Genomic DNA, 20,457 nt, shown 5'->3' with positions numbered 1-20,457 from the left:
CCTCTCCCGGCCTGTGCCGGGGAGGGGCGCCCTCGTTACGTGACGACGTCGGTGGTGACTACGCCGTGCGCTGGCGCAGCCAGACGAGCGGGCCACTGACCAGGTAGGCCATCACGACCCCGGCGAACGTCAGCCGGTAGTCGATCAGCGCGCCCACCGCCGGCAGGACCAGCAGCCACGGGGGAAGCCGCAGCAGCCGGGGCAACTTCGCGTACGGGAAGCTCGACACCATCGCCAGGGCGAGCATGGCGACCGCCCCGAGCCGGCCGGCCGGCGGCAGTTGCGGCTCGATCAGCGTGCCCAGGGCGAGCACCGCCGCGACCATGGTCGTCGGCACGCCGCAGAAGAACCGGCCGTCCTTGGGCGAGACGTTGAACCGGGCCAGTCGGATCGCGGCACACACGGCGACCAGCGCGCAGGCCGGCATGGCCAGCCACGCCGGCGCCGAACCGGCGAGCCAGGCGTACACGACGACCGGCGCCGCGATGCCGAACGAGCACATGTCGGCCAGCGAGTCCATCTGGGCGCCGAACGGGCTGGCGACCCCCAACTTGCGGGCCAGCGCCCCGTCGAGCCCGTCGAACACGACGCAGGCGATCAGACACAGCGCCGCCCACCGCACGTAGCCACCGTTGAGCGCCAGGAAGATGGCCGACATGCCGAGCAGCAGGCTGCTGACGGTGCACGCGTTGACGGCGGCGAAGCGCAGCCGCCGTGCCAGCGTGGGGTCGCCCGGCAGGAGCGGGATCGACAGCCCCCCGGTCGGTCCGGCCTCGGCGGCCGGCGCCGCGCCGGACGCGGTCGGCGGGTTCAACGACGCCGCGCCGGACGCGGTCGGCGGCTTCAACGGCACGGTGACAGACTCCGCGGACACGGCGGGGGCGGCCGGTACGACGACCGTGCTCGTCGGTGCGGCGTAGGGCGCGGACGGAACCGCCCTCGTACGGCGACGCAACCGGACCTGACCGGCTCGGCGGCCGTCGAGGTCACGGTGCTCCGGCAAAATGAGCGTCGTCGCACCGGACACCGACTCGGTGTGTCGTTGGCCGGGACGGCCGACGAGAAGCACCTGCCGGGCGAGCGAGCCGCTGCGGCGCAGCCGCCCGGCCCATCCGCGACCCGCGGGACGCGGGCTGTCCGTCGTACGACGCCGACGCCAAGGGGCTCTCGGCACCTAAATCCTCCACTGCAGGAACGGGGTTCCCACCCGCGCGGTTTGCGGCCTACACCATCGCATACGGAAGCCAGGATTGGCGATGCCCAGCGCCAGATCTTTCTTCTCGAAGCGCCGCGAATGGGGCGAACGGCATAAATAGTCGCTACTTTCAGTAGCGAAATGGCTAACCCAACGTCCATTGTAGCGACGAGCATCGCTGCCGCCGACCGCATGTGAGCCGGTCCACGGTCAAGAGGAGAAATGGCCGTCGATGACCCTTTTTGCAGATAGTGTCAAACGAAGATCAGCCAGCTCACCGGGGCGGAACCAGGCCGCCCGCGCCGTCGAGCCGCCCGCGCCCTCGATCACCCGGGGGTGTGACGGCTCGTCGACCGCGACCCGGTAGTGCACCCGGACCACGTGCCAGTCGATCGGGTAGCCCTCCGGCCCGACCGCGGCCGGGTTGTGACCGCTGGACAGCCCCAACAACTCGGTGATCCGGCCGCGCTGATCGGCCTCCTCGGCCAACTCCCGCAGCAGGCCCGCGGTGGGAGCCTCGCCGAAGTCGGTGCCGCCGCCCGGCAGATGCCACTCCCCCGCACCCGGGTAGCCCGCAGCGATCTGCGTCAGCAGCACCCGCCCCGCCGGATCGGTCACCAGCCCGTACGCGCCGAACCGCTGCACCGAACGCGGCGGCCGCGCCGCACCGACGACCTCCTGCAAGGGTACGGCCGGCGCGTCCGCCACCGGGACCCACTCGACCGGTCCGGCCGCCGCACCGCCGATCACCCGGACGTCGAACAGCAACCGGTCGTTGTGCGTACACCCCGCAGGCCCCCGGACGACGTCGCTGACCGCGTCGCGCAGCCCGGTGACGGCCACCGTCAGACCGGTCTGCGCCGCGACCGTGCGCACCACCGCGTCGGCCGGGTGCTCACCCTGGTCGACGGCGCCGCCGGGTAGCTCCAGCACGGCCTGTGCGGCCCGGCACAGCAGGACCAGCCCGTCGTCGGTGCAGATGCCGTACGCGCCGATGCGCCGCTGTCGCGCCGTCTCCTCCACGCGGCCGACGCTACCCGCAGGTCGGATCACACCGGTGCGGCCCTCACCGGTCACATCGGACGGGCGAAGTGCCGCGCTCACCCGTCAAGGTCAGGCCGACCGGTGCAGCGCTCACCCGTCAGGTCAGGCCGACCGGTGCAGCGCCTCGCCGGCCAGCAGGCCGGCCCGGTGCAGTGCCTCCTCGGTCACCTCGGTGCGGGGCAGGCCGGCGAGCTCGGCCGGCGCGAACCACCGGGCCTGGTCGGTGGAGCCGCCCACGTCCAGCACCTTCGGCGGGGTCGGCCGCGGCACCCGTACCCGGTAGAACGCGCGCACGCCGTGCCAGTCGATCGGGTACCCCTCGGGGCCGAGCGAGGCGGCGTCCCGGTGGCTGGCCACACCGAGCAGCTCGACGAGGTGGCCGCGCTGGCCGGTCTCCTCGATCAGCTCCCGCAGCAGGGCCACACCGGGCTGCTCGCCGTAGTCGGTGCCGCCGCCGGGCAGGTGCCAGCTGCCACCGCCCGGGTACCCCGGCGCCACCCGGGTCAGCAGCACCCGCCCCTGCGGGTCGGTCGCCACGGCGTACGCGGCGAAGCGTTGGGCGCGGTGCAGGCCGTCCGGCCCGGGCACCGCGTAGAACGACGGCACCTCCGGCGGCTCGTCCGGCCGCAGGTCGACCGGTGCCGGCGGCAGGTCCAGGGCCGTCGCCGTGAACGGGCGCAGTGGCAGCGCCGCGGCCTCGCCGAGGGTGAACCAGCGGGCGAGGTCGGTGGGCTGGCCCACCCGGTCGCGCAGCGCGCCGCCGCGGATCGCCACCTCGTACAGCAGCCGGTCGGTGTGCAGCACGATGCCGCGGCTGGGCAGCGCGCGCATGTCGGCGAGGACGTCGCGCAGCCGCGTCACGGTGACCGACAGGCCGGTCTCCGCGGCGGTCTCGCGCACGACGGTGTCGAGCGGGTGCTCGCCGTGGTCGACCGCGCCGCCGGGCAGCGACCAGACTCCTGGCGTACCCGACCGGGGCGACGCCCGGACCAGGAGGACCCGGTCGGCGGGGTCGACACAGAGGGCGTAGGCCGCGATCTTGCGAAGAGGTTCGAGAGCGGGCGTCACGGCGAAATTCTGGCCGAGAGACGTTACCTGACCGTGACACTGTCGGATTGCTGACACTGACTTCACCCGCAGGGTCAGGGACGGTATCGGGGATTGATCAGGGTCCCGAATCCGGGCCTCACCCGAGGCGGAACAGGCCGGTCACCCCGCATCGTGGAGGCATGACAGAGAACGCGTACCGCAGGCTCTACCGCTCCCGTACCGACCGCATGCTCGCCGGCGTCTGCGGCGGCATCGCCGACTACTCCCGGATGGACCCGACGATCGTCCGGGTGCTGTTCGTCGTGCTCGCCTTCGTCACCGGCGGCGGCGCGCTGCTGGCGTACCCCGTGCTGTGGATGGTGATGCCGGAGGCGCCGCAGCAGCCGACCACCTGGACCACGACGGCGCCCACCACCCCACCGGCCGCGTGAGGCGCGGCGGGTGGGATCACTCCCACTCGATGGTGCCCGGAGGTTTGCTGGTGACGTCCAGGACGACCCGGTTGACCTCCGGCACCTCGTTGGTGATCCGGGTGGAGATCCGGGCGATCACGTCGTAGGGCAGTCGCGACCAGTCGGCCGTCATGGCGTCCTCGCTCGACACCGGCCGCAGCACGATCGGGTGCCCGTACGTGCGCCCGTCGCCCTGCACCCCCACGCTTCGCACGTCGGCCAGCAGGACCACCGGTACCTGCCAGATCGCCCGGTCCAACCCGGCGGCGGTCAGCTCCTCGCGGGCGATCTTGTCGGCGGCGCGCAGCACCTCCAGGCGGTCCCGGGTGACCTCGCCGATGATCCGGATGGACAGGCCGGGGCCGGGGAACGGGTGCCGCTGGACGATCTCCTCGGGCAGGCCGAGGGCGGCACCGATCGCGCGCACCTCGTCCTTGAACAGCGTCCGCAGCGGCTCGATGAGCGTGAACGTCAGGTCCTCGGGCAGGCCACCCACGTTGTGGTGGGACTTGATGTTGGCCGTACCGGTGCCCCCGCCGGACTCCACCACGTCGGGGTACAGGGTGCCCTGCACCAGGAACTCGACGTCGTTCTCGGCCGCGACCTCGCGGGCCGCCTGTTCGAAGACGCGGATGAACTCGCGGCCGACGATCTTGCGCTTCTGCTCCGGGTCGGTCACGCCCGCGAGCGCGCCGAGGAACCGGTCCGCCGCGTCGACCACCTTCAGCTTGATGCCGGTGGCCGCGACGTAGTCCTGCTCGACCTGCTCGGCCTCGCCCGCCCGCAGCAGCCCGTGGTCGACGAAGACGCAGGTGAGCTGGTCGCCGACCGCCTTGTGGACCAGCGCGGCGGCCACCGCCGAGTCGACCCCACCGGACAGCGCACAGAGCACCTGCTTGTCGCCGACCTGTGCGCGGATCGCCCGGACCTGCTCGTCGATGATCTCCTCGTTGGTCCAGGTCGGCTCGACGCCCGCGATGCCGGTCAGGAACCGGCGCAGGATCTCCTGGCCGTGCGGGGTGTGCGCCACCTCGGGGTGGAACTGCACCCCGGCCAGCCGCCGGTCCGGATTCTCGAACGCGGCCACCTGGGCGCCCGGCGACCCGGCGGTGACGGTGAACCCGGGCGGCGCGGCCGAGACGCTGTCCCCGTGGCTCATCCACACCGACTGCTCGGCCGGCAGGCCCTCCAGCAGGACGCCCGGCTGGTCCGAGATGTGGAGGGGCGTGCCACCGAACTCGCGCCGGCCGGTGTGCGCCACCTCACCCCCGAGCGCGCGCGCCATCGCCTGGAAGCCGTAGCAGATGCCGAAGACCGGCACCCCGGCGTCGAAGAGGGCCGGGTCGACCTGCGGCGCGCCCTCCTCGTAGACGCTCGACGGCCCGCCGGACAGGATGATCGCGGACGGCCTGCGGGCCAGCATCTGCTCCACCGGCATCGAGTGCGGTACCAACTCGGAGTAGACGTTGGCCTCGCGCACCCGACGGGCGATCAACTGCGCGTACTGGGCTCCGAAGTCGACGACGAGGACCGGCGGCGGCGTGCTCATGACGCCGAGCCTATCCGGCGCCGCAGGTGCACCTGAAATCCGTCATGATCCTGGGGACTTCGTGGGGCCCTGACCGCGTGAACTCTTCAGGATCACGGTCTGGGCGCTGGTCCGAGCCCGCGGCACCGGCGCCGCAGGCGCCTGCGGCGCCGGCGTCGCCGGCTCGGACGGGTACGCCTCCTCGTCGTGTACGCCCAGGTCGCCGGTGTCGAGGACGTCGTCGGGCAGGCGCAGCGGCACGACCCGCCCGATCAGCTTGAGGATGGCGAACGTCAGGGCGGCGTCCCACACGATGACCGTGACCGCGGCGCCCGCCTGGAGCGCCAGTTGCCGGGGGTGCCCGTAGATCAGGCCGGCCGCGGCGACCGCGCTCGACCCGTCCGGCTTGAGATACACCGCCATGGCGGGGTCTGCCAGCAGGCCGACCAGCAGACCGCCGGTCAGGCCCGCGACGCCGTGGGTGTGGAACACGCCGAGCGTGTCGTCGACCCGGCGGAAGAGGGCCAGCCGCGACAACCGGTTCCACGACAGCCACACCACGGCCGACGCGACGACACCGGTCAGCAGCGCACCCCAGCCACTGACGAACCCGGCTGCCGGCGTGATCGCCACCAAGCCGGTGATCATGCCGTTGATGGCGCCCAGGAAGGTGGGCTTGCGCTGCGGTCCGGCCGACATGTCCAGAAGCAGCCAGGTCAGCAGCGCCACGGCGGCCGCGAGATTGGTGTTGAGGACCGCCGCCGCCGCGTTCGCGCCACCGAAGTACATGTCGCCGCCGTTGAAGCCGTTCCAGCCCAGCCAGAGGATGCCGGCGCCGGCCGCCACCATGGGCAGGTTGTTGGGCAGCGGACGGGCCCGGTCGCGGGCCAGGCGGGGACCGATCACCGCCGCCGCGGTGAAGCCGGTCGTGCCGGCGGCCAGGTGGATGACGTACCCGCCGCTGTAGTCCAGCGCACCGGCGTGCCCCCACCAACCGCCGCCCCAGAGCAGGAAGGCGTTGACCGAGTACACCAGGCCCGACCACAGCGGCACGAACGCGAGCCAGGCTTTGAAGCTCATCCGGCCGAGTACCGAGCCCAGGAACAGCAGCGGGGTGATCGCGGCGAACGCGAAGTGGAAGTAGGCCAGGGTCGCTCTGGGGTACCGGAAGTCGGGCATCGCGCCGTCGAGCAGCGGGATCCGGGCTCTCCCCTGCAGCGACCCGGAATCGAGGATCGGGTGCGGTACGCCGACGAAGCCGCCCAGGATGCCGGGGCCCAGGCGCAGTGGCCGCCCGAACGCCATGCTGAACTCGTAGAGCACCCAGGCGACGAGGACCAGCGCGAATCCGGTGAACGCCATGAGCATCGTGTTGACGACCCACTTGCGCTGCACCAGCCCGCCGTACAGCAGCGCCAGGCCCGGGATGCTCATGAGGCCGACGAGCGTGGCGGCCACCAACTGCCAGGCGTTGTCGCCCGGGTTCAGCCAGCCGGGATAGGGATCCACCGGTGCCTCCGGGGTGGATCGGCGAGACTCCCCTTCACCCTGTCGTCGGGGGATTTCGGGTGAGTTTCGGGCGGATTACCCGGGGTGAACTCTCCCGGATCTTGGACACGTGTGCCGTCCCCGGTCGGCACCCGTGCCCAAGATCGTTAAGAGGTCGGGCGCAGCGCGGCGGGCGCGGTCGCCGGCACGGCCGGCTGCCGGGGCGCGACCGCGTCGACCGGCCGGTACTCCGATCCCAGTGGCGGCCGGGGGTCGGCGTCGCCCCTGTTGGGCCACATCGACATCGCGCGCTCGGCCTGCGCGGTGATCGTCAGCGACGGGTTCACGCCCAGGTTGGCGCTGACCGCCGCCCCGTCGACGACGTGCAGGCCGGGGTGGCCGAAGACCCGGTGGTACGGGTCGATCACGCCCTTCGACGCGTCGGCGCCGATCGGCGCGCCGCCCAGGATGTGCGCGGTCATCGGGATGTTGAACACCTCACCCCAGGAGCCACCGGGCACGCCGTCGATCTCCTCGGCGAGCAGCCGCGCGGCCTGGTTGCCGGCCGGGATCCAGGTCGGGTTGGGCGCACCTCGACCAGTCTGGCTCGGCGTGTCCAGCGCCACGCCGCGACCCAGACCGGTCGACCCCTGGGTAGTAGTCAGCCGCCGGCGCCCCAGCCAGCCCCGCTTGTAGTGGGTCTGCAGCGAGTTGTCCAGCGACTGCATGACCAGAGCGATGACCGTCTTCTCCGACCATCTGCGCACCGACAGCGCCCGCAGGTGCTTGATCGGGTGCTGGAAGAACACGCCCCACCAGCGCAGCATCCGGTGCGGCCCGCCGTCGGTGAGCACGGTCTGCAGCAGGCCCATCGCGTTGGAGCCCTTGCCGTAGCGGACCGGCTCGATGTGGGTGCTCGCGTCGGGGTGGAACGAACTGGTGATCGCGACGCCGTCGGTGTAGTCGGCGTCCTTGCGGAAGGTCCGCGCGCCCAGGATCGCCTCGGAGTTGGTCCGGGTCAGGGCGCCCAGCCGCGGCGACAGGTTCGGCAGCGCACCGGCCGCCCTGGACCGGTGCAGGACCCGCTGGGTGCCGAGCGCACCGGCCGCGAAGATCACCTGGTCGGCCTCGAAGGTGCGGCGCTTCCACGACCGCCCGGTCCGGTGCGCCGTGATGACGTAGCCACCGCCCTGCGAGGCGGGCCGCACCACGTCGACGGTGGTCAGCGGGTGCACCTCGGCGCCCGCCCGCTCCGCCAGGTACAGGTAGTTCTTGACCAGGGTGTTCTTGGCGTTGACCCGGCACCCGGTCATGCAGGCGCCGCAGTGGGTGCAGGAGTTGCGGACCGGCCCGACGCCGCCGAAGTACGGGTCCACGCCGGACTGTCCGAAGTACACGCCGACCGGGGTCGGGTGGAACGTGTCCGCCACGCCCATCCGGGCGGCCACCCGCTTCATCACCTCGTCGGCCCGGGTCATCCGGTGGTAGGTGACCACGCCGAGCATCCGCTCGGCCTGGTCGTAGTGGGGCGCGAGCTCGGACTCCCAGTCGGTGATGCCGGCCCACTGCGGGTCGGCGTAGAACGGGGGCAGCGGCCGGTACAGCGTGTTGGCGTAGACCAGCGAGCCACCGCCGACGCCGGCCCCGGACAGTACGAGGACGTCGCGCAGCAGGTTGATGCGCTGGATGCCGTAGCAGCCGAGCGCCGGGGCCCACAGGAACTTCCTGGAACGCCACGACGTCTTCGGGAACTCGTCGTCGGCGAACCGCCGACCGGCCTCCAGGACGGCGACCTTGTACCCCTTCTCGACCAGGCGCAACGCGGACACGCTGCCGCCGAAGCCGGAGCCGATGATCACCACGTCGTACCGCATGCCACATGGTTACTCACGAGTAAGGATTTGGGAAGACCTCCACCGGGGATCTCCCCCAAGATCGTGAACGTTCGATCGGGAGTCGCCACCGCACGCCCCGGCCGAGGGCGCTACCGGAGCCCGATCGAGGCGTCGACGAACTCGTTCGTACACAGGTCAGCGACGGTCAGCCCCGGCTTCACCTCGCGGCGCTGTCCGGCGAAGGCCGGCGTCACCACGTCGATGACCTTCTGTACCCGGTCGGCGGCGAAGTCGCCCAGCGTGGTGTTCGCGCCGTTGCCGACGATGCCGAGCTTGACCTGCTGCGCGACGGAGTACCGGGCCAGCTCGGCCGGGTACGTCGGGCCTCCGAACGCCTCGTTGGCCCGCACGATCAGGTCGATGGTGGCGTCCGGGTCCTTGACGAACTCGACCTGGGACCGCTGGATCACCGGCACCAGCCGCTTCAGACAGGCCGCGTGCTCGGCTCGGCGGTCGGTGCGCACAACCAGCGCCTCCGGATAGATCGGGTAGCCCGCGTCGTGGATGAGCTGGAACTCCACCCGCCGCTTCCACTGCGGAAGGATCTTCTCGTACAGGTACGGCTCGCTCGTGGCGAAGCCCTGCTGCGCGATCCGGCCACCGCTGGCCAGCCAGCGCGCCGGGGAACCGTCGTACGAGCCGTCGACCTGGTCACGGCGCAGCACCCCGGAGCCGACGAGGACCTCCATGTACGTGGCACCGCCGACGTACGACACCGTGGTGCTCGACATGCCGACATCGGCGATCGAGTGGAACTCCGGGTGCTGCCGGGGATCCCACTGGATCATGTACGGCGCCTTGTCCAGCGGGGCCAGCACCGCGACCACCGGCTGCCGCGCGGACAGCGCGATGGCGTCGTCGGTGGAGACCTCCCCCAGCATGACGGACGGGTCGGCGTACATCCGGGCCACCACGCTCTCGATGCCCGTGGTCGGGCCGCCGGACCGCAGCTCGATGCGCACCCCGGTGTCGCGGCCGGCCGACACCAGCGCCCCGGCGACGCTACGGCGGGCCGGGTCGATCGCGGGGTCGGGCCCGACCAGGTGGTAGAGCCCGCCGTACTCGGCCTGCGGGGTCCACGGCAACTGCACCACGACCGTCGCCGGACAGACCCCGGACAGGTCGCCGGCGTCGCGGGACGGGGCCGCGCCGCCTGCCGCGCCGCCGCCTCCCGGGGTGGCACAGCCGGCGACCAGCAGCCCCACGGCGGTGACCGCGGCGACCACCCGCCGGGCGATCACTGCGCTCCCCGCGGTGCCAGTTCACGCGGGTACGCGATCCGCGGGCCGTCGCCGACCCACTGCTCGACCACGCTGCCGGCCAGCGGGTTCTGCCCGTCGGTGTCGAACCGGACGCCGTCCCAGGGATTGATGATCTCGGTGGCGGACAGGTCGACCTGCCGCAGCGCGGCCCGGACGGCGGTGGTGTCGGTCGTACCGACCTTGTCGACGGCCACGGCCAGGGTCAGCACGGAGGTGAACGCGTTCGCGGCCGCCTCGTTCATCGGTGCGCCGTAGCGCTGCCGGTACAGCTCGCCGACGGCCCGCGCGACCGGGTTGCGGCTGGTGAAGTCCGCCGACCAGCCGGTAGCGCACAGGACTCCCCGCAGGTCCGCGCCGGCGCCGTTGATACCCGGGCCCAGCGCGACCACCGGGACGCCCTTCAGCCGCTGCGCCACCTCGCCGGCCGCGGCCGCCTCCGCGGCGGTACCGGCGAGCGCGACGACCGCGTCCGGCCGCTGCGCGCCCACCCTGTCGGCCAGCTCCGCCGCACCGGCGCCGGCCACGCCGAGGGGCAGCCGGGCCACCACCGCGAAGCCCCGCGCCTGGGCCAGGTCCGGCAGGTCCGGGGCACCGCCGAGGACCTGGCCGCCCGCGCCGTCGAGCACCACGACCCGGCGGGCCGCCGGCGTGCCCTGCCGCACCGCGGCCAGCGCCGTCGCCAGCATCATCCGGTCGGACGGGCCGATCCGGAAGTACCACTCGTGCCCCAACTCGGCCAGGTAGTCCGCGGACGCAGCGGCGTCGACGAGCGGCACCAGGGCGTCCTCGGTGTGCCGGCTGACGGTCCTGACCACGTCGGCGGAGTCGGCCACCACGATGCCGGCCGGGTGCGCCTGCCGTACCAGCGAGTCGGTGGCCTGCCCGCCGGTCTCCCCGTCACCCTTGGTGTCGGCGACCACGAGCGAGATCCGGCTACCCCGGGCCAGGCCGGCGGAGGCGCCGAGCGGGAGCGGAAGCCCGGGGTACGCGACGTTGACGACGTCCACGGCGAGCCGCGCGCCCTGTACCGCCGGGCGGCTGGCCACGGCCGTACCGTCGTTGGTCGGGGCCAGCAGTCCGATCACGACGCTGCCCGGCACCCGCGGCGTCGCCGACGTGGTGATGGTGCAGCCGGTGAGCACGGGTGCGCCGGCTACCAGCGCGACGGCGGACGCCAGTGCCGCTCGTCGGGGCGCGAACACGCGTGCTCCTTCCTCCCTGCTGATATCGGCGGCCGTATCCTTCCTGGTCAACCGGCATCGATCAAACCCACCGGCCGGTGGGCATTTTTGTGACCGGCTCGACGATTGACTGGTCAGCCGCTGCTGGTTTGATGGACGCCGCGTGTTCGACGCGTTCCATCGAGGACACGGTTCGATGGGCGCCCCGCGTTCGACGGACGCCACGCGCACCACGAATCATCGGCCCAGCTCCGACACGAAGGGTGTAGACGCAGTGTCGGTACCCGCACCGCCGCCGTCCCCCGCGGCCACCGGTGCCCCGCAGGACCCGGCCGCGGGCCCGCCCGGGCGCCGCCGCTGGTCGCGCCTGCTGCGGGTACGGGACTGGAAGGTGCGCACGAAGCTCGGTGCCGTCCTGACCATCCCCGCCATGGCGTTCGTGTCCGTCGCCGGGTTCCAGGCCAGCACCTCGGTCCAGCAGGCTTCGGCCCTGCAGGGGTACTCCCGGCAGGTGCGGCTGGCCAGGCAGGTCACCGCGCTCGTCCACGAACTGCAACGCGAGCGTGACCGCACCGCGGGTGTGCTCGGCGAGGTGGTGGCCCAGGTCAACCCGACCGCCGGGGACCGCGGCCACATCACCACCACGCTCGCCCCGGAACAGGCCAACGTCGACCGGGCGGCGCAGGCCCTGCGCGAGACGGCCCGACCGCTGCTGGCCGACCCGGGCGTGCGTGAGCTGTACGACCGCACGAACACCACCATGCAGGCACTGGAACGGGTACGGGGTGGGGTGCAGGGCGGCTGGCTGCGCCGGCAGGCCGCCTTCGACGCGTACACCCGCAGCATCTCCGATCTGCTCGCGCTGCTGCCGTCACCGGCCGGGGCGGGCGCGGGCGGTGACCAGCTGAGCCAGGAGGTACGCGCCGTGACCGCCCTGGCGCACACCAAGGAGCTCAGCGACCAGGCCCGGGGCCGCCTGTACGCGCTGCTCATCACCGGGCAACCCGACGAGCAGCAGTTCCAGGTACTCACGCAACTGTCGGCGCAACGGCAGACGGTGCTCGACCAGTTCCGCGCCGACGCGCCCGGCCCTCAGCTGGCCGTCTACGACACCCTGGTGCACGGGCAGGCCGTCCGCAACGCCGAGCGGCTCGCCGACCGGGCGGTCACGGATGCCCGCGCGGGCCGGCCCACCATCGACGCCCAGCAGTGGTGGCAGGCCAGTACCAACGAGATCGAGCTGATCCGGCTGGTCGAGACCCGGATGCTCGACTCCGCCGTGGCGGTCGCCGACGCCCGCAGCCGGTCCCAGTGGCGCAGCACGCTGTCGGCCACCGCGCTGATCATCGCCATCCTCCTCGTCGCGCTGTTCACCTCGTGGGGCATCGGGCGGTCCATGGCGATGTCCCTGCGCCGGCTGCGCGAACAGGCGCTCGACGTGGCCGAGCACCGCCTGCCACAGGCGATCGAGCGCCTGCGTACCACCACCGGGCCGCCCGCCATCGACGTCGCCATCGCGTCGGTGGACACGGCCGACGAGATCGGCGAGGTGGCCAACGCGTTCACCGCGGTACACCGCAGCGCGGTCCGGCTGGCCGTGGAGCAGGCGACGATGCGCCAGGCCGTCGACGCGATGTTCGTCAACCTGGCCCGCCGCAGCCAGACCCTGGTCGAGCGGCAGCTGCAACTGCTCGACGACCTGGAGTCCGCCGAGACCGATCCGGACCAGCTGGCGAACCTGTTCCGCCTCGACCACCTCGCCACCCGCATGCGGCGGAACGACGAGAACCTGCTCGTCCTCGCCGGGGCGGACAACAGCCGCCGGTGGCCGGAGCCGGTGGCGCTGCCGGCGGTCGTCCTCGCCGCGATGGCCGAGATCGATCAATACCACCGGATTCGCCACCACGTCTCCGACGATCTGCACGTGGTCGGCCACGCCGTCGCGGACCTGGTACACCTGCTGGCCGAGCTGCTGGAGAACGCCACCATGTTCTCGCCGCCGGACTCGGAGGTCCAGGTGACCGGGGTGCGCCGCGAGGGCACCGGCGACGCCACCGTGACCATCACCGACCGGGGCCTCGGCATGTCGCCGGCCACCGTCGACGCGGCCAACCAGCGGCTGGCCACGGCGTCGGCGCTCGACGTCGCGACCTCGGAGCGGATGGGCCTGCTGGTGGTCGCCAACCTCGCCGCCCGCCACGACATCACGGTGCGGCTGGAAAGCGACGAGCGCGGGGTACGGGCCCTGGTCACGCTGCCACCGCGGTTGCTGGCGGTGCCACCGGTACACCGGGCGACCGGCCGGTACGGGGCCCGCCCGGCCACCGCGGACGGCACCGCGGCCGCGGCGCCCCGCACCGGCGGGGACGGCACCGGGACCGTGGAACGCCGGGCCGGCGCGGGTACCCGCCCACCGGTGCTGGTCGCCTCCGGTGACCCCGCTCCACCGGCCGGGGTACCGGTCGTCACCGTGGCGGGCAACACCGCCGCGCTCGGGCGGGTGGTCGCGCGCGCCGTGGCCCCGCACGCGACCGGCGACGACCACCTCGTGCCCGCGGTGGCCGCGTCCGGGGCGACCGTGCCCGCGGTGGCCGCGTCCGGGGCGACCGTGTCCACGGTGGCCGCGTCCGGGGCGACCGTGCCCGCGGTGGCCGCGTCCGGGGCGACCGTGCCCGCGGTGGCCGCGTCCGGGACGGCCGTGCCCGCGGCCCGGCGGCCCGCGCCCGAACCGGCGGCGGCCGGCACCCGCCGCTCCGGCGGCACGCTGCCGCGCCGGTCCACCCCGACCCGCGCCGAGGACGTCCTCGGCGCCGTCAGCGGCGCGAACCCCGAGCCGAGCCGGTGGTGGTCGCGGACCGCCCCGGTGCCCACGGCGAGCCGGCCGGCGGCCGGAGTACCGGCCCAACCGGTCAGCGCCGGAACCAGCGCCGCGGGGTTGCCTGTCCGGATGCCGATGGCGCAGCTGCCCGGCCGGACTTCGGTACCCGCCCAGAGTCCGGCCGAGGAGCCGGCGCGGCCGGCGTACGAACCCGACCCGTCGGCGGTCAGCAGCGTGCTCTCCCGGTTCTACGATGGCGTGCAACGTGCCACGGCCGAGGAGAACGGAGAGGCCGGACAGTAGCGTGATCGTCCGCAGTGGATTGTCGAGGAGCCCCGCGTGAGCCTTAGCCAGCAAGCCAGGGATATCAACTGGCTGATCAACGCCTTCACCGAGCGGGTACCCGGCGTGGCGCACGCCGTGGTCGTCTCCTCGGACGGGCTGCTGGTCGCCGTCTCCGACCACCTGCCCCGCGACAGCGCCGACCAGTTGGCGGCCGTGACGTCCGGGTTGGTCAGCGTCACCAGCGGTGCGGCGGCCATCTTCGACGGCGACGAGGTCCGCCAGACGGTCGTGGAGATGGGGCGCGGGTACTTCCTGGTGATGTCCATCCGGGACGGTTCGATCCTCGCGACACTCGCGGCGAAGGAGGCCGACATCGGCGTCGTCGGCTACGAGATGGCCCGGCTGGCCAAGCAGGCCGGCGAGATGCTCACCCCGGCGCTGCGCGCCGAACTCCAGCAGGCCCTGCCGCGCTGAGCGTGCGGTTGGTCACACCTCGCCGAGGGTACGACCCCCAAATGCCCCATAGCCGCGCATAGTGCGACCTCAATCGATGAAAGAGGGTCGAAGTCCGCCCGTAAAGGTGACACGGATTTTGATCTCCGTCGGTAGCGTGCTCCTGCCGCCCGCCGGGTCCACCGGCCGGCGGACCCGTGCAGATACACACCGACGGCGGTCGGGTCTTCCCCGGGGGGACGCAGAGGATGACGGCAGGGTACGACCCGACGACCGGCCCGTCCCCGGTGAACCCGCCAGCCGGCTACCCCGTGCCGTCGGGTAACACCACGCCAGCCGGTCACACCGCGCCAGCCGGTCACACCGCGCCAGCCGGTAACGCCGCGCCAGCCGTGCCGCTGAGCCATACCGCACCACCCATTCCGCCGTTCGGCACCACGGTTCCCGCCGCACCCGCCCGGCGCGGTCGCCTCACGGCCGTCGTGTTCGGGCTCATCGGGCTGCTGGTGGTGGTCGTCGCCGGCCAGACCGTCGCCCTGGTCCGGTTCGACCAGCGCGCGGACGCCGCCAAGAAGACGGCGGCGCGCGCCCGCGCCGCGAGCGACGCCCGGGTCCAGGCCCTGGACGGCCGGGTCAAGGAGCTGGAGCGGCAGGCCGGCCGGTCACTCGACGCGGCAGCCGTCGCGGCCGATGTCACCCCGAGCGTGTTCCGGGTCCTGGCCGGCGACTTCTCGGGTACGGCCTTCACGATCGGCAAGGAGCCCGCCGGGGGCGGTACGGACCTGCTGACCAACTTCCACGTGGTGGAAGACGTGTACAACAGCGGCGTCCGCGAGGTAGCGCTCGAACGCGACAACAAGCGGTACACCGCAAAGATCGTGAAGGTGGGCGACGGCGGCAAGGACATCGCGCTGCTGCACACCACGGAGAAGTTCACCCGACTGCAACCGGCGAAGGCGGCCGCCGCACCCGGCCAGCCGATCGTCGTGATCGGCGCCCCGCTCGGCCTCGAAGACACCGTCACCACCGGTGTCGTCAGCGCACTGCGTACCAACGCCGACGGCCCGGTCCTGCAGTTCGACGCGCCGATCAACCCCGGCAACTCCGGTGGCCCGGTCGTCAACGCGCAGAAGCAGGTCGTCGGGGTCGCCACCGCGAAGGCCAGCAAGGCCGAAGGGATCGGCCTCGCCATCCCGATCGCGGTCGCCTGCGACGCGTTCGCCATCTGCTGAGCCTCCGGCGGTCGCTGGTTTCCAGCGCCGCGGGACCTCCGGCGTCGCGGGCAGTGACCGGCGCGCCATCCCACCCCTTCGACCCCACCCGTAACCCCCGGTGGACCACCCCCGGCGGGAACCTGGAGGACTGATGAACCACCCCGGCGGTACTCCCGACGCGGAGAACCAGTTCAACCCGAGTAGCCCCGACCAGGCCGAGCCGACCGTCGCGATCGCCGGGCAGCCCGGCGTGCAGCCGCCGGCGCCGGCCGGGTACGGCTGGGCGGCCGACCCGACCCAGGCCGCACCGGCGCCGCAGCCGGCCGCCGCACCGGCGGTCGAGGCGGAGACGCCGACCCCGGTCGCGCCGGAAGCCCCCACCGCCCCGATCACCCCGGTCGCACCGCAGCCAGCCCCCGCATCGGTCGCACCGGAAACGCCCGGTACACCCGGTACACCCGCCGAGCCCACCATGGCCTTCTCGCCGGCCGGTGGCGCGCCGACCTTCGGCGCCCCGTACCCCACCGCCCCCGTCTCCGGCACCCCGTACCCCACCGCCCCCGTCTCCGGCACCCCGTACCCGCAGCCGGTCCCCGCCTGGGGCCAGCCGTACCCGCCGGGGCCCGCGCCGCTCGGTGCGGACGGTCCGGTGGCACCCGGCGCCGCGCCGGCGGCCAGGCGCGGGCCACTCGTACCGGTCCTCGCCGTGGTGGCGGCACTGCTGTTCCTGACCAGTGCCGTCATGGGCGTGCTGTTCGTGGTCGAGAAGGGCGCGCACGACCGCGCCAAGAAGACGATCAGTCAGCGCGACACGACGCTGGCGGCCCGCAACACCGAGCTCGACAAGCTGCGCAGCGATCTTCAGCGCGCCAACGACGACCTGTCGAAGACCAGGACCGACCTGAGCGGATCGAAGAACCAGGCGGATGAGTTGAAGCGCCAGAAGCAGGTCATCTCCAAGTGCTTCACCCTGCTGATCGAGATCGGCCAGGCGGCGGACGCCGGTGACCGGGCGACCGTGACCAAGAAGCAGGCCGAGGCGCAGCCGGTGTGCCGGGAGGCCGACCGGTACCTCGACTAGGACGCCAGCCGGGGCAATCTTGGAAGGTCAGGCACCGATATCGGCGCCTGACCTTCCAAGATCTACGAGGCACGCCGAACGCACACGCGGACGTACGCCGAACGCACGCGCGGACGTACGCCGAACGCATGCGAGCGCGGATCCCCGACCGGGGTGTCCGCGCTCGCGTGCGTTTCGCCGTTCTAGTGGTCGAGGACGAGGCCGACCTTCTGGAACTCCTTGAGGTCGCGGTACCCGCACTTGGCCATCGCCCGGCGCAGGCCGCCGAACAGGTTGAGCACGCCCTCGGGGTCGTCGGACGGGCCGAACAGCACCCGCTCCAGCGTCCCCATCGGCTCCTCGGCGCCGCCGAACGAGCCGCGCGGCAGCTTCGGGTGGCTGGCGGCCGATACCCACCAGGCGCCACCGGCCGGTGCGTTCTCCGAGCGGGTCAGCGGCTCACCGAGCATCACCGCGTCGGCCCCGCAGCCGATGGCCTTCGCGATGTCACCGGAGGTGTGCAGGTCGCCGTCTGCGATGAGGTGCACGTACCGGCCGCCGGTCTCGTCAAGGTAGTCCCGGCGGGCGGCGGCCGCGTCCGCGATGGCGGTCGCCATCGGTACCCGGATGCCGAGCACCCGGTCCGTGGTCGACCACTCGTCCCCGCCGATGCCGACGATCACCCCCGCCGCGCCGGTCCGCATCAGGTGCAGCGCGGTCTGGTAGTTGGTGCAACCGCCGACGACGACCGGCAGGTCCAGGTCGGCGATGAACTCCTTGAGGTTGAGCGGCTCGTCGACGGTCGACACGTGCTCGGCCGACACCAGCGTGCCCTGGATGACCAGGATGTCCACGCCGGCGTCCAGGATCACCGGGGCGAGCGCCAGGGTGTGCTGCGGCGACACCCGTACCGCCACCGTCACGCCGCCGTCGCGGATCTGCTTGACCCGCTCGACGATCAGCTCAGGCTTGATCGGCTCGGAGTAGACCTCCTGCAGGCGCCGCGTCGTCGGGCCGTCCTCGTCCAGGCCGGCCAGCTCCTCGAGGACCGGCGTGGGGTCGGAGTACCGGCACCACAGCCCCTCCACGTTGAGCACGCCGAGGCCACCGAGGCGGCCGAGCGCGACCGTCGTGGCCGGGCTCATCGTCGCGTCGGACGGGTGCGCCACGCACGGGATCTTGAACTGGTACGCGTCGAGCTGCCACGTCGTGGAGACGTCGTCGACGTCGCGGGTACGCCGGGTGGGCACGAGGGCAATGTCGTCGAGGTGGTACCCCCGCTGCGCGGTCTTGCCCAGGCCGATCTCGACCGAGTCACGCACTGTGAACTCCAATTAGACGCAAAATTATCAGCGGGAATAGTAGTTGGGGGCCTCGACGGTCATCTGGATGTCGTGCGGGTGGCTCTCCTTCAAGCCCGCCGCGGTGATCCGGATGAGCTGGCCGCGTTCGTGCATCTGGTCGATGGTCGGGGCGCCGACGTAGCCCATGGCCATGCGCAGACCGCCGACCAGCTGGTACGCGACGGCCGACACCTGGCCGCGGTAGGGCACCTGGCCCTCGATGCCCTCGGGTACGAGCTTGTCGTCGGAGAGCACGTCGCCCTGGAAGTAGCGGTCCTTCGAGTAGGACTTCTGCTGCCCGCGCGACTGCATCGCGCCGAGCGAGCCCATGCCCCGGTACGACTTGTACTGCTTGCCATTGATGAAGACCAGATCGCCGGGGCTCTCCTCGCACCCGGCCAGCAGGCTGCCCAGCATCACGGTATCGGCGCCCGCGACGATCGCCTTCGCGATGTCGCCGGAGTACTGCATCCCGCCGTCGCCGATGACCGGCACCCCGAGCGGCCGGCAGGCCCGCGCCGCCTCCATGATCGCGGTGACCTGGGGCACGCCGACGCCGGCGACCACCCGGGTGGTGCAGATCGAGCCCGGCCCGACACCGACCTTCACGGCGTCCGCGCCGGCCTCGGCCAGCGCTTTCGCCCCGGCGTAGGTGGCGACGTTGCCGCCGACCACGTCGACGCCGGGCACCTCACGCTTGAGCCGGGAGACCATCTCCACCACCTGGCTGTTGTGGCCATGGGCGGTGTCCACCATCAGCACGTCGACGCCGGCATCGATCAGGGTGCGGGCCCGCTTGTACGACTCCTCGCCGACGCCGATCCCGGCGGCGACCCGCAGCCGACCCACCGGGTCCTTGGTCGCGTTCGGGAACTGTTCGCTCTTGGCGAAGTCCTTGACCGTGATCAGACCGCGCAGCTTGCCGGCGGCGTCGACGATCGGCAGCTTCTCCACCTTGTGCTGACGCAGCAACCCGAGCGCGGTCTCCTTGTCCACCCCTACCTGGGCGGTGACCAGCGGCATCTTGGTCATGACGTCACGCACGCGCACGGTCTTGTCGGTGACGAAGCGCATGTCCCGGTTGGTGACGATGCCGACCAGCGCCCCCTCCGCGTCGGTCACCGGCACGCCGGAGATGCGGTACCGGCCGCAGAGCGCGTCGACCTCGCCGACGGTGTCGTCGGGCGAGCAGGTGATCGGGTTGGTGACCATGCCGGCCTCGGAGCGCTTGACGAGGTCGACCTGCTGCGCCTGGTCCTCGATGGAGAGGTTGCGGTGCAGCACGCCGATGCCACCGTGCCGCGCCATGGCGATCGCCATGCGGGCCTCGGTGACCGTGTCCATGGCGCTGGAGACCAGTGGTATGTGGAGCCGGACGTTGCGGGTGAGCTGCGTCGAGGTGTCGACCGCACTGGGCACGACCTCGGATTCGGCGGGCAGTAGGAGCACGTCATCGAAGGTCAACCCGAGCGGCAACGAACGGCTGTCAAGATCCATGGAGTAATTCCCCAGCTCTGAAGTCGGCGGGCGGGTGCATTCATCGTACCCACCGGACCGCCGACCCTCCGGCGGCGCATACCAGCGCTGTGGCGTGCGGCCCGGCACGCCGGTCCCGCGAACCGGTGTGGGGGCCGGCATACGGCCTTGTTCGGGGCTACGGTGAAAGGGTGCAGGACGAGCCCATCGACCCGTTCGCCGGTGATCCCGGTGACCCCAGCGCCGACCTCGACGCGACCGAGGACGGCGAACCGTTGACCGAGGCCGAGCGGCAGGACGTGCTGGAGGATCTCGCGGACCTGGAGATCTACCAGGCGCTACTGACCCCGATCGGCATCCGCGGGCTCGTGATCGAGTGCGAGGACTGCCACGAGCCGCACTACTTCGACTGGGACCTGCTGCGCGCGAACCTCCGCCACCTGCTGACCTCGGGCCGGCCGCGGGTGCATGAGCCGGCCTACGACCCGGATCCCGATCACTACGTGACCTGGGAGTACGCCCGCGGCTACGCCGACGGGGTGCACGACGCGCTGGCCGACGCCACCGACGACAGCGAGCGCTGACCCGCCCCCGGGCGCCCGTCGGCGGGCACCCGTACCCCGTCCGGGGCGGCCCCGGGCGGGCGCGGTGATCCGCACCGGCCGCCCGGTTTAGCGGCGCCGACCCGGGGGTACCGGCCCCGCATGCCAGGA

At 72.5% G+C, this 20,457-nt stretch carries 16 protein-coding genes; 6 read left to right on the top strand and 10 right to left on the bottom strand.

Annotation, left to right across the window (positions count from 1 at the left end; genetic code table 11):
* Positions 1-58: 58 nt before the first annotated feature.
* The 3 genes from ACNTMW_RS09055 to ACNTMW_RS09045 all read right to left on the bottom strand — a co-directional run bounded on the left by ACNTMW_RS09055 (position 59) and on the right by ACNTMW_RS09045 (position 3,307).
* On the bottom strand, positions 59-1,099 hold the full coding sequence (locus ACNTMW_RS09055; RefSeq protein WP_426633157.1) for a CDP-alcohol phosphatidyltransferase family protein: 1,041 nt from the start codon (positions 1,097-1,099) through the stop codon (positions 59-61).
* 306 nt (positions 1,100-1,405) lie between these two features.
* On the bottom strand, positions 1,406-2,218 hold the full coding sequence (locus tag ACNTMW_RS09050) for an NUDIX hydrolase (protein ID WP_426632970.1): 813 nt from the start codon (positions 2,216-2,218) through the stop codon (positions 1,406-1,408).
* 123 nt (positions 2,219-2,341) lie between these two features.
* Positions 2,342-3,307: an NUDIX domain-containing protein gene (locus ACNTMW_RS09045; protein ID WP_426632969.1), complete on the bottom strand. Its 966-nt coding sequence runs from the start codon at positions 3,305-3,307 to the stop codon at positions 2,342-2,344.
* Positions 3,308-3,468: 161 nt separating this feature from the next.
* On the opposite strand from ACNTMW_RS09045, the gene ACNTMW_RS09040 reads away from it, so the two are divergent.
* Positions 3,469-3,720, top strand: a complete 252-nt coding sequence (locus tag ACNTMW_RS09040; protein ID WP_426632968.1) for a PspC domain-containing protein — start codon at positions 3,469-3,471, stop codon at positions 3,718-3,720.
* A 16-nt stretch (positions 3,721-3,736) separates the two neighbouring features.
* Here the strand turns inward: ACNTMW_RS09040 and guaA are convergent, their stop codons facing one another.
* From guaA to ACNTMW_RS09015, 5 genes are all read right to left on the bottom strand, one after another.
* On the bottom strand, positions 3,737-5,290 hold the full coding sequence (gene guaA, locus ACNTMW_RS09035; RefSeq protein WP_426632967.1) for a glutamine-hydrolyzing GMP synthase: 1,554 nt from the start codon (positions 5,288-5,290) through the stop codon (positions 3,737-3,739).
* A 42-nt stretch (positions 5,291-5,332) separates the two neighbouring features.
* A complete protein-coding gene (locus ACNTMW_RS09030; RefSeq protein WP_426632966.1) occupies positions 5,333-6,778 on the bottom strand; it encodes an ammonium transporter in 1,446 nt (481 codons plus the stop codon).
* Between the two features lie 146 nt (positions 6,779-6,924).
* Positions 6,925-8,631, bottom strand: a complete 1,707-nt coding sequence (locus ACNTMW_RS09025; RefSeq protein WP_426632965.1) for an FAD-dependent oxidoreductase — start codon at positions 8,629-8,631, stop codon at positions 6,925-6,927.
* Between the two features lie 110 nt (positions 8,632-8,741).
* Complete coding sequence (locus ACNTMW_RS09020; RefSeq protein WP_426632964.1) at positions 8,742-9,893, bottom strand: substrate-binding domain-containing protein; 1,152 nt, start codon at positions 9,891-9,893, stop codon at positions 8,742-8,744.
* Complete coding sequence (locus ACNTMW_RS09015) at positions 9,890-11,116, bottom strand: ABC transporter substrate-binding protein (RefSeq protein ID WP_426632963.1); 1,227 nt, start codon at positions 11,114-11,116, stop codon at positions 9,890-9,892. The genes ACNTMW_RS09020 and ACNTMW_RS09015 overlap by 4 nt, the downstream gene beginning before the upstream one ends.
* Positions 11,117-11,369: 253 nt before the next feature.
* Here ACNTMW_RS09015 and ACNTMW_RS09010 point away from each other — a divergent pair, with 253 nt between their 5' ends.
* The 4 genes from ACNTMW_RS09010 to ACNTMW_RS08995 all read left to right on the top strand — a co-directional run bounded on the left by ACNTMW_RS09010 (position 11,370) and on the right by ACNTMW_RS08995 (position 16,946).
* Positions 11,370-14,216 carry a sensor histidine kinase gene (locus ACNTMW_RS09010; RefSeq protein WP_426632962.1) on the top strand — a complete coding sequence of 949 codons (2,847 nt, stop codon included), beginning with the start codon at positions 11,370-11,372 and terminating at the stop codon, positions 14,214-14,216.
* 36 nt (positions 14,217-14,252) lie between these two features.
* Positions 14,253-14,672 (top strand): roadblock/LC7 domain-containing protein, encoded by a 420-nt coding sequence (locus tag ACNTMW_RS09005; RefSeq protein ID WP_426632961.1) that lies wholly within the window; start codon positions 14,253-14,255, stop codon positions 14,670-14,672.
* 371 nt (positions 14,673-15,043) lie between these two features.
* Positions 15,044-15,883 (top strand): S1C family serine protease, encoded by an 840-nt coding sequence (locus ACNTMW_RS09000; protein ID WP_426632960.1) that lies wholly within the window; start codon positions 15,044-15,046, stop codon positions 15,881-15,883.
* A 133-nt stretch (positions 15,884-16,016) separates the two neighbouring features.
* Entirely contained in the window at positions 16,017-16,946 is a 930-nt protein-coding gene (locus ACNTMW_RS08995; protein ID WP_426632959.1) for a hypothetical protein, read from the top strand.
* Positions 16,947-17,128: 182 nt separating this feature from the next.
* Here ACNTMW_RS08995 and ACNTMW_RS08990 read toward each other — a convergent pair whose 3' ends face one another.
* Together ACNTMW_RS08990 and guaB are read right to left on the bottom strand one after the other, a co-directional pair.
* Positions 17,129-18,247 (bottom strand): GuaB3 family IMP dehydrogenase-related protein, encoded by a 1,119-nt coding sequence (locus tag ACNTMW_RS08990; RefSeq protein WP_426632958.1) that lies wholly within the window; start codon positions 18,245-18,247, stop codon positions 17,129-17,131.
* Positions 18,248-18,274: 27 nt separating this feature from the next.
* A complete protein-coding gene (guaB, locus tag ACNTMW_RS08985; RefSeq protein ID WP_426632957.1) occupies positions 18,275-19,765 on the bottom strand; it encodes an IMP dehydrogenase in 1,491 nt (496 codons plus the stop codon).
* Between the two features lie 170 nt (positions 19,766-19,935).
* Between guaB and ACNTMW_RS08980 the strand changes: the two genes are divergently transcribed.
* Positions 19,936-20,328 (top strand): DUF5319 domain-containing protein, encoded by a 393-nt coding sequence (locus tag ACNTMW_RS08980; protein WP_426632956.1) that lies wholly within the window; start codon positions 19,936-19,938, stop codon positions 20,326-20,328.
* Positions 20,329-20,457 lie beyond the last annotated feature (129 nt).

The organism is Planosporangium spinosum, from assembly GCF_049999945.1.
Taxonomy (GTDB): Bacteria; Actinomycetota; Actinomycetes; order Mycobacteriales; family Micromonosporaceae; genus Planosporangium; species Planosporangium spinosum.
Note: the sequence above shows the minus strand (reverse complement) of the source record. Positions and strands in the feature narration are given on the sequence as shown.

Excerpts from the sequence above, each read along its gene's own strand:
- ACNTMW_RS09040 (WP_426632968.1), top strand. The coding sequence starts at position 3,469 with ATGACAGAGAACGCGTACCGCAGGCTCTACCGCTCCCGTACCGACCGC.
- guaA (WP_426632967.1), bottom strand. The coding sequence starts at position 5,290 with ATGAGCACGCCGCCGCCGGTCCTCGTCGTCGACTTCGGAGCCCAGTAC.
- ACNTMW_RS09025 (WP_426632965.1), bottom strand. The coding sequence starts at position 8,631 with ATGCGGTACGACGTGGTGATCATCGGCTCCGGCTTCGGCGGCAGCGTG.
- ACNTMW_RS08995 (WP_426632959.1), top strand. The coding sequence starts at position 16,017 with ATGAACCACCCCGGCGGTACTCCCGACGCGGAGAACCAGTTCAACCCG.
- guaB (WP_426632957.1), bottom strand. The coding sequence starts at position 19,765 with ATGGATCTTGACAGCCGTTCGTTGCCGCTCGGGTTGACCTTCGATGAC.